Below are 15582 nucleotides of genomic sequence, written 5' to 3' on the forward strand. Positions count from 1 at the left end.
GCATGGATGGCGAGACATTGTCAGACGCAATTACGTGCTGTCCTCTTTATTATCGTGACTGTATTATGTATGACATTTACCATTCCATCGACGTCCAGTCGTGCCGCGGCTTTTATGCCTATATTTCAAGCGTTACAAGTCCAATTCCCAAAATATAAAACATTTTTTGGGATGTTGATTCCGATAATGATACTGATGCTGACGAATGCCACGTTAATAGGTGCAGGGAGTCATCTGATTGGTGTGAGTATTTTGGAAGGACAAACGGAGCAACGCATAAGCTATCTGTCATTTTTAATATGGGGATTGCCTTTTGCGTTATTAATCAGTGTGATTACCGTTATGGTGTTGTGGTGGCATATTCAACCACAGTCCATATCACCTATTCAATCTTCAACTAAGACCGTACATACAGAGAAGCGTCCTTTAACGTCGAAAGAAAAAATGGCTGCTGTTCTCATTGGGATCACGATGTTGCTTTGGCTAACAGAATCAATCCACGGTTTCGATATTGCATTTGTCACCATCGCAATGAGTTTAATCATGCTTTTACCTCAATTGAATTTAATTGGATGGAATGAAGCACTCAAAAAAGTGTCATGGAGTTTAATCTTTTTTGTAGCGAGTGCCACAGTATTAGGAGAATTGCTTGTAAAATATCAAGTCGTTGATTATTTTCAAAACCAAATGATGCATGCGATAAAAGCGTTACCCATCGCACATGAATGGTTTTTAGTTTTATTGTTGAGTACGGTCAGTGTGCTTTCCCATTTGGTGATTACGAGTCATACGACAAGAGCGGTCGTTTTAATCCCTGCCTTTATATTATTGGCACAATTACTCAGTTTAAATCCTGTTGCCATTGTGTTTATTGTGCTCATAGGGATGAATTATTGTGTGACTTTTCCAGTAAGTTCTAAGGCGCTACTTATTTTTTATGAATTAGAACCACGTCCTTATACGACGAAACAATTGGCGCAAGTCAGTTTATATTTAATGCCATTATACATTGGCTTGATGATAATCATGTATTTCGTATACTGGCAATTTATGGGATTACATTTAAAGTAGGAGGCTACTATGAATCATATTTTAATTGTAGAAGATGATGAAAAAATTGCCCGCGTATTGCAATTGGAGCTTGAATTTGCAGAATATGAAGTCTCCATTGCATATACCGGTAAAGAGGCTTTACAACAATTTGAAGACCATCAATTTGACTTGATTTTACTAGATGTGATGTTGCCTGAACTTAATGGGTTAGAAGTGCTACGTCGTATTCGCAAAAAAGATACGCAAGTGAAAGTCATCATGCTCACTGCACGAGACGCGGTAATGGATAAAGTAGGCGGATTAGATTCAGGCGCAAATGATTATATGACAAAACCCTTTGAAATAGAAGAATTACTGGCGCGTATCCGTGTACATTTGAAAGATAGAGCGCCACACATGCAAGAAACGAAGCGCGTGTTCTCGCATCGTCATATACAGGTAGACACAAGTGCACGAGAAGTCTACCGAGAAGGCACGTTGGTCAACTTGACGCCGAAAGAATATGAATTGCTCGTGTACTTATTAGAAAATAAAAATCAAGCTTTAGAGCGAGACCAAATCATCGCCAAGGTATGGGCTTATGACTATCAAGGGGATACAAATGTTGTTGATGTATATGTACGCCATCTCAGAAAAAAATTAGACCAATCCAAACCGTCCTTGATTTCGAGTGTCCGTGGTTATGGATATATGATAAAGGATTGATCGAATGCGCTTAAGAACGCGAATACAACTTTACATTACATTAATGACGGTCATCGTCGTGATTTGTGTGAACATTCTTGTTTATTTCATGTTTAAACATTATGCGCTCGCTTCTGAATTGAATCAATTGGAAAATCGTAGCATCAACATTATGGAAGAAATTAAGTCGTCGGAAAATCAAACAAATGCAGAAATTATGAATCATGGTTATATTTTATCTGATGGTTATATCAGTGTCGTAAATCAAGATAATATTGCTATCGTCAAATTTGCAACCGACGTCTCGTATAACAATATGGAACAAGATTATCAAGCGAACCAATACAAAAAGACCATCGCTTATAAAGGGCATCATTTTGCGATGGTATCGTTACCGATTGTATGGAAAAATGGTGAAGTGGTTAATCTACAATTGTATGAAAACGTAGACTTCAAGTACGAGACATTTCAAATATTGAAATGGATTTTAATCGGTTCAACATTATTCATTTTGGTTCTAATTTTTTATATTAATAATGTGATGACGCGTATTATTACTAGTCCGATTTTAAAACTGATTCAACATATTAAAGAGACGAAAGAAACGAAAGATTATCGTCCTGTCCTAGTGCATAAAAACGATTCTTATGAATTAAAGGTGTTGTCGACGGCATTTAATGAAATGATGACAAAGCTAGGAGAACATGATGAGAAACAACGGGCTTTTATCATGAATGCTTCACATGAGCTCAAAACACCGATTACAGTAATCAGTTCCTATAGCCAAATGTTAAAACGCTTCGGTAAAAAAGATGCGAAAACTCTTGATGAAAGTATTCATGCCATTCACGATGAAGCGCAAAAAATGAAATACCTGACAGAACAATTGCTTTACTTTGCGCAAATTACAGAAAATAAGACGGAAAGACGTCTAGAAAAGGTGAATGTGGCAGATATCGTGAATGAATTAGTTAAAAGAATGGCCAACGTGTATCCACAAACATTAAAATTCTATAATCAAACACATTCGAGCGAAGTCTGTCTTGATGTCCCTTCTTTTAAACAGTTATTGCATATTTTTATGGACAATGCGCATAAATATGGACGGACATGTATCGCACTAACACTGACAGAAACAAAATCAAATTTGGTGTTATCCATAGCCGATGATGGGATTGGTATCCCTGAAGAAGAGTTACCACATATTTTCACACGTTTTTATCGTGTTGATAAAGCACGCTCACGTAAAACAGGAGGATCGGGACTCGGCCTCTCTATTGCTCGAGAAATCTCACAGCAACAGCACATTGACATTCAAGTGAAGAGTCAAGTGAATGTCGGCACGACGTTTACGTTAATCATTCCAAAAGGAGGCCCTCATGAAACCATTTATTAAAATTATTATTATCGTTATTAGTCTCATACTCACCCTCTTATTAGGAATGATGATTTACGCAAATGCGCATCAAAGTTACATGAGCAAAGAGAATGCACAAAAATTAGTCGAAAAACGTTATGAGGGGAAAGTTAAAGAAATACACCCTCGAAATGGTGATTCAGAATTCGAAGTTAAATTAGTGAGTGCAGATGCTGAATATCATATTGTGATTGATCGTAAAAAAGAAGCGGTGAAAAAAATAACAAAAATCAAATCCAGCCCTTCTAAAAAGACGAAACAAGACAAAGTTAAACAATCGAAAATAAATGAAAAACAAGCCAAAGACATTGCTAAAAAACATGTGGGTGGGACGTTTGTCGCCATTAAACGCCATCAATCTAAGCAAACAGAACATTATGCGGTGACTCAACATGTGAATACAGCTGAAGGGGCGAATGTTATGGTGAATCGAATGACGGGCAAAGTCACATCGGTTTCATGGTTTACGAGAGGAGACGCTACACCACAAGAAGAAGCAACTGTATCTTCTCCACAGAACAACCCAACTACAGTCGCTCCTTCAAACGAAATGGCACCTCCTCAAAATACATTACAGCCCCCATCAACACCTACAGAAGACGATGATGACGATGACGATTGGGACGATGATTAACATCGTGACGTTAAATGAGCAACCTATGCAAATGACAACCGAAATTCTACGGTAGACATGATTTGTATAGGTTGTTTTATATTGAATGGCCTATTGTAAACTTATTTATAATTTTGTTTACAATTATGCTATACTGTCCTATAGATGAGGAGGTTTTAATATGAATTTAGCAACGCGCATTTTACAAGGCATGCCCTTATCCCCACAAGAAGCCTATGACTTATTTGTTGATGATACATTGGATACGATGGAGCTTGTGCATGAAGCCTATCAACTCCGCAAACATTATTACGGTCATAAAGTAAAACTAAACATGATTTTAAATGCTAAAAGTGGGATTTGTCCTGAAGATTGCGGTTATTGTGGTCAATCACGTGAAATGAAAGAGAAACAACGCTATGCTTTAATTCCAGAGAACCAAATTACAGAAGGAGCTAAAGTAGCAGCTGAAAATGAAATAGGGACATATTGTATTGTGATGAGTGGTAGAGGTCCAAGTGATAAAGAGGTGGATCATATCACAGCATCAGTTGAACGTATCAAAGCAGAACATCCGCAACTAAAAATTTGTGCGTGCTTAGGGCTTGCAAACGAAAAACAAGCCGCACAACTGAAAGCGGCAGGTGTTGATCGTTACAATCATAACTTAAATACGAGTGCAAATTATCACGATGAAGTCGTCACGACGCATACATATCAAGATCGGGTGGATACCATTGAGACGATGAAAGCCAACAATATTTCTCCGTGTTCAGGTGTCATTTGTGGCATGGGAGAGACGAATCAAGACATCGTGGATATGGCATTTGCTTTAAGAGATATTGATGCAGACAGTATTCCGGTGAACTTTTTACATCCTATTAAAGGGACGAAATTCGGTGAGATGGATCAACTGACACCGATGCGTTGTTTACGTATTTTGGCGCTGTTTAGACTTATTAATCCTACGAAAGAAATTCGTATTGCGGGTGGACGTGAGGTGAATTTACGCTCATTACAATCTACCGCGCTCATGGTCGCAAACTCCATTTTCGTAGGGGACTATTTGATTACAGGTGGGCAACCGAATAAGATGGATTACGATATGATTAAAGATATGGGATATGAAATCGATTATCACCATGATTCTGCTCAACCTGTGAAAACTTTATAATATGCAAAGCTAAATGATTAAACTGTCGACATGAGGAAAGGTCGACAGTTTTTTTGTGAGAAAAAATCATGCTTTAAACCAACGATGTGTTACGTCTAAGGAATGATTAAATTGCGCGAAATTCATGTTAAAATGATGTTAATGTAAAGGAAGTGAAGACATGTATAAGAAACTACTCATTAGTGGAGTTGCAGCCGCTATATTAACGACGAGCGTCATTCAAAACGCAGAAGCTGCAAATGAGTACAAACCTAAAGAAGATATTTTTATTCAAGGGGCAGATTTAAATCAAAAGCAATTAGATGAAACCAAAGATCTTCTCGGTGTGGATAACGATGTGACGAAGTATAAAGTCGATTATAATGATGTGATCCGTTATACCGGAACAGAATATGATTTTATTCATTCAAGTGCGTACATTCAGCCGAAAACGTTTGGGCGTGGGGTTGATGTAGAAATAGAGACACCGGAAAACATTACACGAATCACACGTGAGCAATATATGAACGCAGCCATTACGGCAGGGATACAAGATGCGACGATTAAAATTGCGGCCATTGACCCAGTGACGGGCGAAGGCGCATTAACAGGTATTTATAAAGCATATGAAGCGCAAGGCAACACCTTAAACCAAAAAGATATTCAACATGCGCATCAAGAAATGAATGATTTGGCCAACATTAGTGAAGCTAATGCTCAAAAAGAAGGCTATTCTGATGAAGCCTTAAATCAAGCGATTGCGGATATGAAATCACAAATTGCTGAAGCCAAACAAAATAACCAGCAAATTAATCAAACGACGGTTACAAACATTGTGAATCAGACTATTCACGAAAATCATTTAAACAAAATTTTAAGTGATAATGATATTGCAATCATTCAGAATTTGATGATGAATGTGGCTCAATCAGACGTGATTAATCAAGATCCAAAAGCGTATCAAAAACAAGCCAACGCGCTTAAAAAGGATATCCAAAAACAAGCGAGCGATAAACTCGACGAACTGAAAAAACTGAATACAGAAGAATCACGAAATTTCCTACAAAAAATTTGGGATGCGATTGTAGAGTTTTTTACAAGTTTATATCATTGGTTAGTCTCTTTTCTATAAAAAATCATACGTCAACATCATCCATTGTGTATCATTCACAGTTGATTATGTTGACGTTTTTATTTGCATAACGTTTGAATAATAGGGCGACGGCTAAGGGCAGGATAGAGCGTACTTACAACCAAAAGTGTAAAGAGGACCCCAGGCAATGCATGCGCAACGAGTAAAATCGGAGGTAAGTGTAAAAACTCTGCTAAAATAATGCGTGAAATTAAAGTGCCGGCACAACTTGCGAGACATAGACTGCGTAATGAAACACCGGATATGTATACAATGAGTATTGCGATGAGGCGAAAAACAAATGAGATAAAAAGATGTAACGGATTAGCTGCTCCAATAATTAACAAAAGAACACTAGAAATTACGCCTCCAATAAAATAACGCTTTATTCCAAAAAATGCCAAAATTAATAAAGAAACCGGCGCAGATAGTTGAAATTCTAAACCGGGAAATAGTGCCGGTAGCTTAAATAACGAAAATAGGGTAAGTAGTGCAGCAATGACACTGATTTGGGTTATAGATTTTGTTGACATAACATTCAAACCTCAATGATTTAAATTTATAATATAATTTTATATTATAATAGAATGGAATATTAGAGGCAAATATTAGTAGAAAGTTATTGCTATGCATAATCATTAGGGTTCGTTTCGGACGAAAACGATTCGTTTAGAAAAGGGGTCGTCTCAAATTTAGCTCGCAAAAGAAAATTTCGTCGAAAGTAAAAAAAGAGTTGGGACGTTGGTCTCAACTCTTTTTGTATATTAGTTACGGATAAGGTAGTCAAAGGCAGATAATGCTGCACTTGCGCCAGATCCCATTGAAATAATAATTTGTTTGTAGCGTTGATCTGTACAGTCACCAGCCGCAAAAATACCTGGGACATTTGTTTGGTTAAGTCTATCCACTTCGATTTCACCCATACGGTTACGTTGAACAGCATCGCCAATCCATTCTGTATTTGGTGAAAGTCCAATTTGAACGAACACACCGTCAAGTTCAATGTGTTTAGACTCATCATTTTTACGGTCTGTGTACGTGATGCCGTTCACACGGTCAGTACCTGTAATTTCAGAAGTTGCTGCATTTGTAATGACTGTTGTATTTGGTAATGAATGGAGACGCTCTTGAAGTACAGAATCTGCACGCATCGTATCGCCATATTCGAATAATGTGACATGTTTACAAATTCCTGCAAGGTCAATGGCAGCTTCTACACCTGAGTTACCGCCACCTACAACAGCAACATCTTTACCTTCGAATAAAGGACCATCACAGTGAGGGCAGTAAGCGACACCTTTATTTGTAAATTCGCTTTCACCTGGAACACCAAGTTGACGCCAACGGGCACCTGTAGCGATGATTAAAGATTTTGCTTTTAAAGTTGCGCCGTTATCTAATGTGATTTCAGTACCTTCGTCTGTTTTCTTAATTTCATCAGCACGAACGCCTTTCATTACGTCAACATTATAATCAGTGATATGTTGTTCTAAGTTTGTTGAAAGTTCAGGACCTGTTGTTTTCTTAACACCGATTAAGTTTTCGATGTCTGCTGTATCGTTAACTTGACCACCGATACGGTCAGCGACGATACCTGTTTTTAAGCCTTTACGTGCTGAGTAAATCGCTGCACTTGCACTTGCAGGGCCACCGCCGACAACAAGCACATCAAATGTCTCTTTACCTTCAAATTCTGAAGCATCAGGACCTTCGCCTAATTCATTTAAGATATCTGAAACTGTCATACGACCATTACCGAATGTCTCACCATTTAAGAAAATAGCTGGGACCGCCATAATGTCTTCAGCTTCTTTTTTAAATACAGCACCATCAATCATTGTATGTGTAATATTTGGGTTAAGCACTGACATTAAGTTTAAAGCTTGAACGACGTCAGGACATTTTTGACATGTTAAGCTGACGAATGTTTCAAAATGTAAAGGTTTGTCGATCGCTTTGATTTGATCGATCACTGATTGTGATTCTTTTGGTGCACGTCCACTGACTTGTAATAAAGCAAGTACGAAAGAATTGAATTCGTGACCAAGTGGGACACCTGCAAATGTAATCCCTGTGTCTTCATTTGGACGATTGATACTGAAACTTGGTGTGCGTTTTAAATCAGCATTTTCTACTGTGATGCGAGGTGACATCTCTGCAACTTCTTGAACGAGGTTGCTTAATTTTTCAGAGTGTTCATCCGTGCCAGCACTTAATTTGAACACAACGTCACCTTCCATCAAATCAAGTAGTTGTGTTAATTGCTGTTTTAACTCTTGATTTAACATAAACATGGGCCTCCTAAAATAAAAATGGATTGAGAGCGGGACAACAATCTCATCCATTGGAAATTGCTGTCCCGCCCAGGCAAGAATGAGGCGTTTGAGCACCTATATAGATGAACAAACGCTTCATTGTCTACCTAAACGATATAAGTTTGATGAGAGTATTTGGGTTAATCTATTAATCTTTTAAGGAATGAGAGTAAATAACGTTTCCGTTCATCCTCCTCATTCCGGAATAGGTGATTGAGATTAGATTTTACCTACTAAGTCTAATCCTGGTGTTAATGTGTCGTTACCTTCTTCCCATTTAGCAGGACAAACTTCACCTGGATGTTGACGTACGTATTGTGCAGCTTTGATTTTGTGTACTAATGTGCTTGCGTCACGGCCAATACCGTCAGCATTAATTTCAGCTGCTTGAACAACACCGTCAGGGTCAACGATGAATGTACCACGTTGTGCAAGACCAGAAGTTTCATCTAATACGTCAAAATTACGTGTGATTGTTTGAGATGGGTCACCAATCATTACGTATTGTAATGTGCTGATTGCATCTGAATGATCGTGCCAAGCTTTATGCACGAAATGTGTATCTGTTGAAACAGAGTAAACATTTACGCCAAGCTCTTGTAATTTAGCGTATTGGTTTTGAACGTCTTGTAATTCTGTTGGACATACGAATGAGAAGTCAGCTGGATAGAATACAACTACACTCCAGTTACCTTTTAAATCTTCGTGAGAGACCTCGATGAATTCGTCTGTTTTTGCGTTGTACGCTTGTGCTGAAAATTCTTCAATTTGTTTACCGATTAAAGACATAATGAAATTCCTCCTAATTAAATGTGAGTCATAATTATTATTGATTAGAATTGATGTCGGGTGTTTCTTTGTCATCATTCCTTATTAATAATAATTCTAATCTTGGTTCTTATTATACATGAAAACGAGATAACGTCAAACGAAAATGCTCCTTTTTTAGTTTAAATGCAAATTAAATATAGGCTAACCCATCTCTTGAAAAGTGCAGTGATCGCTTAATAAAATACGTTTTCTCTTTCAAATTAATATCAATTAAATGGTGATTTTCTCAATTAGAAATAATTTGATAGTTTAAATAAAATGAAGGAGCATGTTTTCACATATAAAAAGAGCAAATCTGATTAATCATCAGATTCACTCTAGTTATAACATTATTCAAATGTAACTTCTACATTTCCGATGTGGTTATAGTGTGCCTGGAATGTACCAACTTCTGCGGGGACAGGCGCAATAAAGGTACCAGAAGAAATCACGTCGCCTGCTTTTAGAGATTTGCCATGAGTGGCTAACTTTTCGGCGAGCCATTGTACAGCTTTGACAGGATGACCTAAAACGGCAGACGAATTTCCGTTTCCGATGGTTTTATCGTCATGGGTTAAAGTCATGGCGATATTGCCAAGCGTCTCATAATCAGGAGGAGAGACGGATGGACCCACGACAACTAAACCCGTTGCCGTATTGTCAGCTAACAAATCACCAAGTGTGAAATTAGGAAACCAATTGAGATAACGCGCATCAGGCACCTCGATGGCAGGTGCGATTTTAGATTTTTCTAAGATTTCTTCTGCACTTGGATGAGGTGAAAGTGCGTCAGTTAACTCAAAAACGAGCTCTGGTTCAATTAAGGGTGAGAACAAATCGTGAAGCGGAATGGTCGCACTTGTATCTTTAACGACATGACTCAACAATGTCCCATATGCAGGTTCATGTGTATTGGCGTAAGCTTGAGTTTCCTTGCTCGTCATGCTGACTTTATAACCGACTTGTTTTGCGCCGTGACTCGCCTGAATGCGTTCGATGAGTGCTTCTTGTACCGCGTAACCTAAAGTTTCGTCTACAGCTGCTTCAGGATTTAAAAAAGGGATCGCCTGTTGATTAAGATAGGCTTGATGAAGTGTTTTAGCTAAATATTTGGTTTGATTTGTCATAATAAAGGCCCCTTTATTCAGAAAATTGTTACAATTATGATAACGGTAAATACTAATGAATGCAAGTGGGGTCAAACACCAGTCATGCGGGGGACGTATCATTTTGATAAAATAGAAAAAAAGGACAATAAGGGGTGTCAATCATGTCTGAACATGTTTATGAGTTAGCTAAAAAACATCATTCTGTACGTAAATTTAAGCCAAATGCCATTGATCGCGATATCGTTCGAAAGTTAATTGAGGCAGGGCAAATGGCGTCGACTTCAAGTTTTCTACAAACGACTTCTGTGATTGGTGTAGAAGATCTTGAAAAGAAAGAATCTTTAAGAGAAGTATCAGGACAGCCGTATGTGGTTGAAAATGGTTATTTGCTTGTTTTTGTCATTGATTATCACCGTCACAAGCTTGTAAGCCAAAAACGGGATGCAGAGTTAGAAAGCAGTTTTGAAACAGCGGAAGGATTATTAGTCGGAACTGTAGATGCTGCTTTAATGGCGCAAAATATTGCTTTAACTGCAGAAGATATGGGGTATGGTATCGTTTATTTAGGTTCTCTCCGTAATGATGTAGAACGTGTGCGTGAGATTTTAGGTTTACCTGAGTACACATTCCCATTATTCGGCATGGCCATCGGAGAACCGGCAGAGGACGAGAATGGCGCGCCGAAACCACGTCTACCGCTTGATCATGTTTTCCATATTGATGAATATGAGCGCGAGGATCAAAAACTTGCAGAACAAATTGAAGCGTATGATGAAACGGTCTCAAACTATTATAAAACACGCACGAACGGCGAACGTACGGAAACATGGTCAGAACAAATCGCACAATTTATGGGAAGTAAACAACGCTTAGAAATGCTTGAATGGCTTCAATTATCAGGCTTCAACAAAAAATAAACGATTGAAGAGAAAGATTGAGTTCTTAAAATGGCAGAAGTGCTTTAATATTTGCGTGAAGAGCGTTTAAAGAGATAAACAAAAAAAGAGGTCGCGAACGTAATGTCGCGACCTCTTTTTAATTAATGCTCAGAAGCAAGCTCATCGTAGTGGTTAGATTTGAATTGATTTTCATCTAATTGTTTTGTCAGTTTTGCGGTACCTGTCCCTGCAAGAATGGAATCGTTGACGTTGAGTGCGGTACGGCCCATATCAATTAAAGGTTCAACAGAAATTAAGACCCCTGCGAGACCTACCGGCAAATTGAGTGCAGATAGTACAAGGATGGATGCAAATGTAGCACCGCCTCCTACACCGGCTACACCAAATGAACTCAATACGACAACAACGATAAGTGTGAGGATGAATTGCCAGTCTACTTCAACGCCTGCGACAGGTGCAACCATGATGGCAAGCATGGCTGGATAAATACCCGCACAACCGTTTTGGCCTATCGATAAGCCAAATGAACCAGAGAAGTTAGCAATCGCTGATGGGACACCAAGGCGTTGTGTTTGTGTTTGGATGTTGAGCGGTAATGCGCCTGCACTGGAGCGTGACGTGAACGCAAATAAAATTACTTCAGCGGTTTTCTTAACATATTGTAGGGGATTGATACCTAACAATACTAAAATAATCATGTGAATCAAATACATCGTAATTAATGCAGCATAAGACGCAATAACGAATTTACCTAATGTCCAAATGGCCGCAAAATCACTTGTTGCAATCGTTGTAATCATAATCGCTAAAATACCATAAGGTGTTAAGCGCAAAACAAAAGTTACAATCGCCATGACAAGTGCGTAAATGGCATCGATACCCCGTTTAAGAATATGACCTTTTTCAGGTTCTTTACGTAAAACACGTAAAAAGGCAAAACCGATAAATGCAGCAAAAATAACAACCGCGATAGTCGATGTTGCACGTACGCCTGTGAAATCTAAAAATGGATTTGCAGGTAATAATTCTAAAATTTGTGTTGGTAAAGTTGTAGCTGTCATTTCTTTCGCCTGGCTCGTAATTTCAGAACTACGTGCATTTTCAGCTTGGCCAAGGTCGATAGAAGAGGCGTCTAAGCCAAAAAGCATCGCATAAACAATGCCTACGACTGCAGCAATGGCCACAGTTCCAATTAAAAACATAAAAATGAGTCCGCCCATTTTTGCGAACTTTTCGCCGATGTCAATTTTTGTAAATGCAACGACAATTGATACAAAAACTAACGGGATTACAATCATTTTTAATAAAGAAATATAACCATCTCCGACAATACTGATCCATTCAGTTGTTTGCGTCGTGATTTTACTACTTGAACCGTATGTGAGATGTAAGATTAAACCTAAAACAATCCCTAAACCGAGTGCGAGAAAGACGCGTTTAGGGAATTTAATATGTTTTTTAGCCATCCACCAAAGCCCGATGAGTGCTAAGACGAAAACGACTAAGTTAATAATAATGAATAATGTTGACATAATGTGTACGCTTCCTTCTAATTCCGATTTATATAATAAGGATAATCGGTAAGACACTTAAAAGCAAGCTCTTTTTATTTTTGTCGAATTTGTGGTGAAAAGGGCTGGAGCTCACGTAAGGCATCTGCCTCTCCTTGAATCGCTTGCGCTATGAGTTTCCCTACAATCGGGGATAGAAGAATACCATTGCGATAGTGGCCAGTTGAAACCCATAGCGTGTCTGAAACTTTGCCCATCACGGGCCAGCCGTCTTCTGTAATCGGACGAATACCGGTCCACGTTTTAAGGGTCTGTTCATGTTTCAATTGGGGGAGCATGGCTTGGCTTTTATCATCTAACCATTTTAAATTATCGGGATGGTTTTGAGTGGACCAATTGTCTACTTCTGAAGTTGCACCTATTAAATAGCGATTCGTTTTTTTAGGAACGATATAACACCCATTCATATTAAATAAGGTTGTATTCAGAATCGGGCGGGAGGCTTGTATAAGTTTGACGTCGCCTTTTACTGGACGAGTAGGAAGGTCCACATTTAAAGATTGGAGTAATTGACCACTCCATGCGCCGGCCGCAACCACTAAGATGTTCGCATGAATGTGACATGCAGAAGTGTTTAATGTATAACCCCCTTCCACGTGTTGAGTGATGTCTAAGACTTCTGTATTTAAATGAAGAGTTGTATTTTTTTGTAAGGCTACTGCTTGTGTGAGCGCTTTTGTGTATAAATGCGCATTCACTTGGCCATCATCATGTATTTTGAATGCCGCCGTCGTCTCAGGATTAAGTTGAGGAAAATGTTGTTGAAGTGCATGGTTGTTGTACCAATGGAGACGGTGATCATCTTGTTTTAAAAATGTATACTGAGCGCGTAGAGCGTTAACATGACGCGTCTCTGTCGCAAGTTTAATGAGCCCATAGGATTGAAATTCGATATCAATGCCTGTCTCTTGATGTAAACGATAGGCAGTATTTGGCATTAATGCACGACTTTTCATCGCCAAACGATAAAGTGGACTCTCTTCGAAAAATTCATTTTGTGCCCCTAACATTCCTCCTGCTGCATAAGATGCACTCATTCTCGGTGTCGAACGATCAATAATAGAAACCTCGCAGTGAGTGTCGGCAAGGTGACGTGCAATAGAGAGTCCCATAACACCTCCACCAATAATCACAATATGTTCCATAAAAAAACCTCCTACACAATGTGCAAGAGGTCGCGCCCTAGATTCATGGTGAGAAAGAATGTAGGCCTATTTTCTATAAGTTCAGTAAAGTGTATACATTCAATTCATAAGTTAAAATAGCTTCCCTTCGTTGGTACTAACCACTTCAGGTTCAAAGAGTTAAGATGACATCTTTCTCAGCTCAATTAGAGCACCCCTAGCACATCGTATTTAATTTTATGATAAAGGCTTAGCCTCCGAATAGGCGTGCCCAAAATCCTTTTTGTTGGTGACTGTTTTTAATTGTAGTCGCCAATTCTTTTTGTTCTTTTGTTTGTGTTTCAATGCTTTCTTGTGTTTTTGTTAACTGTTCAGCTTGAAGTTTTTGATGTTCTGTCATTGCGTTTAATGATTTTGTATTTGTTTCGAGTTGATTATTGAGTTGATTATGTAATGTTTTTAATTCTTCTTGTTGTTGATGAACTTGTGAAATCATTTGTCCTAATAATTGACGTTCTTCGCGCATTTTGTTGATTTCAGCTTTTAACTCTTGCATCACTTGTGGAAATTGTTGATCTGATGGTAAGTTATCAGGATTTTCTTTTACGATGACTTGTAAAAAGTCTTTTTCTTTTTCGAGCTCTTCGAATGCGAGTTCATAACTGTTCGTACGGCCGACACGTTCAGCAATTTCTTGGAATAATTCGATATCCTCTTCTTGAAAGTCGGTCGCTTCACGGCCTCTATATTCGGTTTTTTTCAACTGGTAGCCACGTTCTTCTAGGTGCTGTACAATTTTACGCACTTGTTTTTCGCTAAGCTCTGATTTAAGTGCAAACTCTTTTGTTAGCATATGAATGAATCCTTTCTGTCAGTCTATTTAGACCCACGGTAGTCTGAGTTCAGTGACCCGTCAGCCTTACCTCTACATTATTGTAACGGCTTTAAGAAGGGATTTCAAGGACTTATGCATTCATATCTTTACTTAAATTCATTTTAATCAATAACGGATAAATCACTCGACGTGGAATACGATTGGCAAAGACATATTTTAAAATATAGCAAGACTTAACGCTTGTGCCGTAAATATCCTTTGTCAAAGGAATATTTGCCTTATTGTAAAGGTCTAGCGGTACAGGTTTCCCATTACGGTCGAGGGAAGGTTGTACGTAGTCGATTTGTGTTTGTTTTTCAAATCCATGTTCTGTTAAGAAACGGCGACGAAAAGCAATATCCTTAGCAGTTTGTTCATCGACATCTTCACTTTCGAGAGTAGATTCAAACATAAAGAAATTCACATCACGACCATGGAGTTGATGTGATAAACGGTTCACGCCTTTTTCTACCTCGTTTAATGTTTCAGCTAAATACGTTTCACAGTGATCGCCAGGCTCAGCAATTAAATAAACGATAAAACCTGTATTTGTTGTTGCTTCATAGTGTGCAGTTGAAAAACTAACCACTTTATCATTGTCAATGCCCACTAAAAAGACGTAATCGTTTTGTGTCTTTTCGGTTTTTAAAGATTGCACAAAGACCGATTCGTCCTCGGTGACAAGAGGATCAAGTTTATCCATATAAAAGTCGATGGCCGGTTCGAACCATTGATCTTTGGTCGATTTTATTTGTACAAATTTCATGTCGTTCACCTCTCTTGATTGATAACAGTATAGCATAGATGTGAAAGAACGATAGTAATGTT

Annotated in this window: 15 protein-coding genes and 1 riboswitch; of the genes, 7 read left to right on the forward strand and 8 right to left on the reverse strand. The window is 38.4% G+C overall.

The features are described 5' to 3' along the window. Positions 1 to 6 precede the first annotated feature (6 nt). The 6 genes from G8Y84_RS00910 to G8Y84_RS00935 all read left to right on the forward strand — a co-directional run bounded on the left by G8Y84_RS00910 (position 7) and on the right by G8Y84_RS00935 (position 6052). Entirely contained in the window at positions 7 to 1071 is a 1065-nt protein-coding gene (locus G8Y84_RS00910; protein ID WP_246864344.1) for an SLC13 family permease, read from the forward strand. Between the two features lie 9 nt (positions 1072 to 1080). Further along, positions 1081 to 1758 carry a response regulator transcription factor gene (locus tag G8Y84_RS00915; protein WP_037575423.1) on the forward strand — a complete coding sequence of 226 codons (678 nt, stop codon included), beginning with the start codon at positions 1081 to 1083 and terminating at the stop codon, positions 1756 to 1758. A 4-nt stretch (positions 1759 to 1762) separates the two neighbouring features. After that, positions 1763 to 3133 (forward strand): HAMP domain-containing sensor histidine kinase, encoded by a 1371-nt coding sequence (locus tag G8Y84_RS00920; RefSeq protein WP_037575427.1) that lies wholly within the window; start codon positions 1763 to 1765, stop codon positions 3131 to 3133. Then, positions 3117 to 3788: a PepSY domain-containing protein gene (locus G8Y84_RS00925; protein ID WP_051604981.1), complete on the forward strand. Its 672-nt coding sequence runs from the start codon at positions 3117 to 3119 to the stop codon at positions 3786 to 3788. The genes G8Y84_RS00920 and G8Y84_RS00925 overlap by 17 nt, the downstream gene beginning before the upstream one ends. 160 nt (positions 3789 to 3948) lie before the next feature. Next, positions 3949 to 4941 (forward strand): biotin synthase BioB, encoded by a 993-nt coding sequence (bioB, locus tag G8Y84_RS00930; protein ID WP_037575430.1) that lies wholly within the window; start codon positions 3949 to 3951, stop codon positions 4939 to 4941. Positions 4942 to 5101: 160 nt separating this feature from the next. Then, entirely contained in the window at positions 5102 to 6052 is a 951-nt protein-coding gene (locus G8Y84_RS00935; protein WP_165806053.1) for a DUF1002 domain-containing protein, read from the forward strand. A gap of 59 nt (positions 6053 to 6111) precedes the next feature. On the opposite strand, the gene G8Y84_RS00940 is transcribed toward G8Y84_RS00935, so the two are convergent. The 4 genes from G8Y84_RS00940 to G8Y84_RS00955 form a co-directional block, all read right to left on the reverse strand. Further along, on the reverse strand, positions 6112 to 6585 hold the full coding sequence (locus tag G8Y84_RS00940; RefSeq protein WP_037575435.1) for a hypothetical protein: 474 nt from the start codon (positions 6583 to 6585) through the stop codon (positions 6112 to 6114). Between the two features lie 231 nt (positions 6586 to 6816). Continuing rightward, positions 6817 to 8340, reverse strand: a complete 1524-nt coding sequence (gene ahpF / locus G8Y84_RS00945) for an alkyl hydroperoxide reductase subunit F (protein WP_165806054.1) — start codon at positions 8338 to 8340, stop codon at positions 6817 to 6819. A gap of 246 nt (positions 8341 to 8586) precedes the next feature. Then, entirely contained in the window at positions 8587 to 9156 is a 570-nt protein-coding gene (ahpC, locus tag G8Y84_RS00950; RefSeq protein ID WP_037575442.1) for an alkyl hydroperoxide reductase subunit C, read from the reverse strand. 371 nt (positions 9157 to 9527) lie between these two features. Beyond that, a complete protein-coding gene (locus G8Y84_RS00955; protein ID WP_103158649.1) occupies positions 9528 to 10304 on the reverse strand; it encodes a 2-keto-4-pentenoate hydratase in 777 nt (258 codons plus the stop codon). 143 nt (positions 10305 to 10447) lie between these two features. Between G8Y84_RS00955 and nfsA the strand changes: the two genes are divergently transcribed. Continuing rightward, the gene (nfsA, locus tag G8Y84_RS00960) at positions 10448 to 11203 is read left to right on the forward strand and encodes an oxygen-insensitive NADPH nitroreductase (protein ID WP_103158650.1); all 756 of its coding nucleotides are present in this window, start codon (positions 10448 to 10450) and stop codon (positions 11201 to 11203) included. Positions 11204 to 11325: 122 nt separating this feature from the next. On the opposite strand, the gene G8Y84_RS00965 is transcribed toward nfsA, so the two are convergent. The 4 genes from G8Y84_RS00965 to G8Y84_RS00980 all read right to left on the reverse strand — a co-directional run bounded on the left by G8Y84_RS00965 (position 11326) and on the right by G8Y84_RS00980 (position 15520). After that, entirely contained in the window at positions 11326 to 12717 is a 1392-nt protein-coding gene (locus tag G8Y84_RS00965) for an L-cystine transporter (RefSeq protein ID WP_165806055.1), read from the reverse strand. A gap of 74 nt (positions 12718 to 12791) precedes the next feature. Next, positions 12792 to 13901, reverse strand: coding sequence for a glycine oxidase ThiO (gene thiO / locus G8Y84_RS00970; protein WP_037575452.1), 1110 nt, complete (start codon positions 13899 to 13901; stop codon positions 12792 to 12794). A gap of 105 nt (positions 13902 to 14006) precedes the next feature. Further along, positions 14007 to 14109, reverse strand: a riboswitch (TPP riboswitch). Between the two features lie 21 nt (positions 14110 to 14130). Continuing rightward, complete coding sequence (locus G8Y84_RS00975; RefSeq protein WP_037575455.1) at positions 14131 to 14733, reverse strand: hypothetical protein; 603 nt, start codon at positions 14731 to 14733, stop codon at positions 14131 to 14133. Between the two features lie 112 nt (positions 14734 to 14845). Continuing rightward, positions 14846 to 15520 carry a hypothetical protein gene (locus tag G8Y84_RS00980; protein WP_037575458.1) on the reverse strand — a complete coding sequence of 225 codons (675 nt, stop codon included), beginning with the start codon at positions 15518 to 15520 and terminating at the stop codon, positions 14846 to 14848. Positions 15521 to 15582 lie beyond the last annotated feature (62 nt).

This window comes from Staphylococcus sp. 11511212 (assembly GCF_011394755.1).
Lineage (GTDB): Bacteria > Bacillota > Bacilli > Staphylococcales > Staphylococcaceae > Staphylococcus > Staphylococcus chromogenes.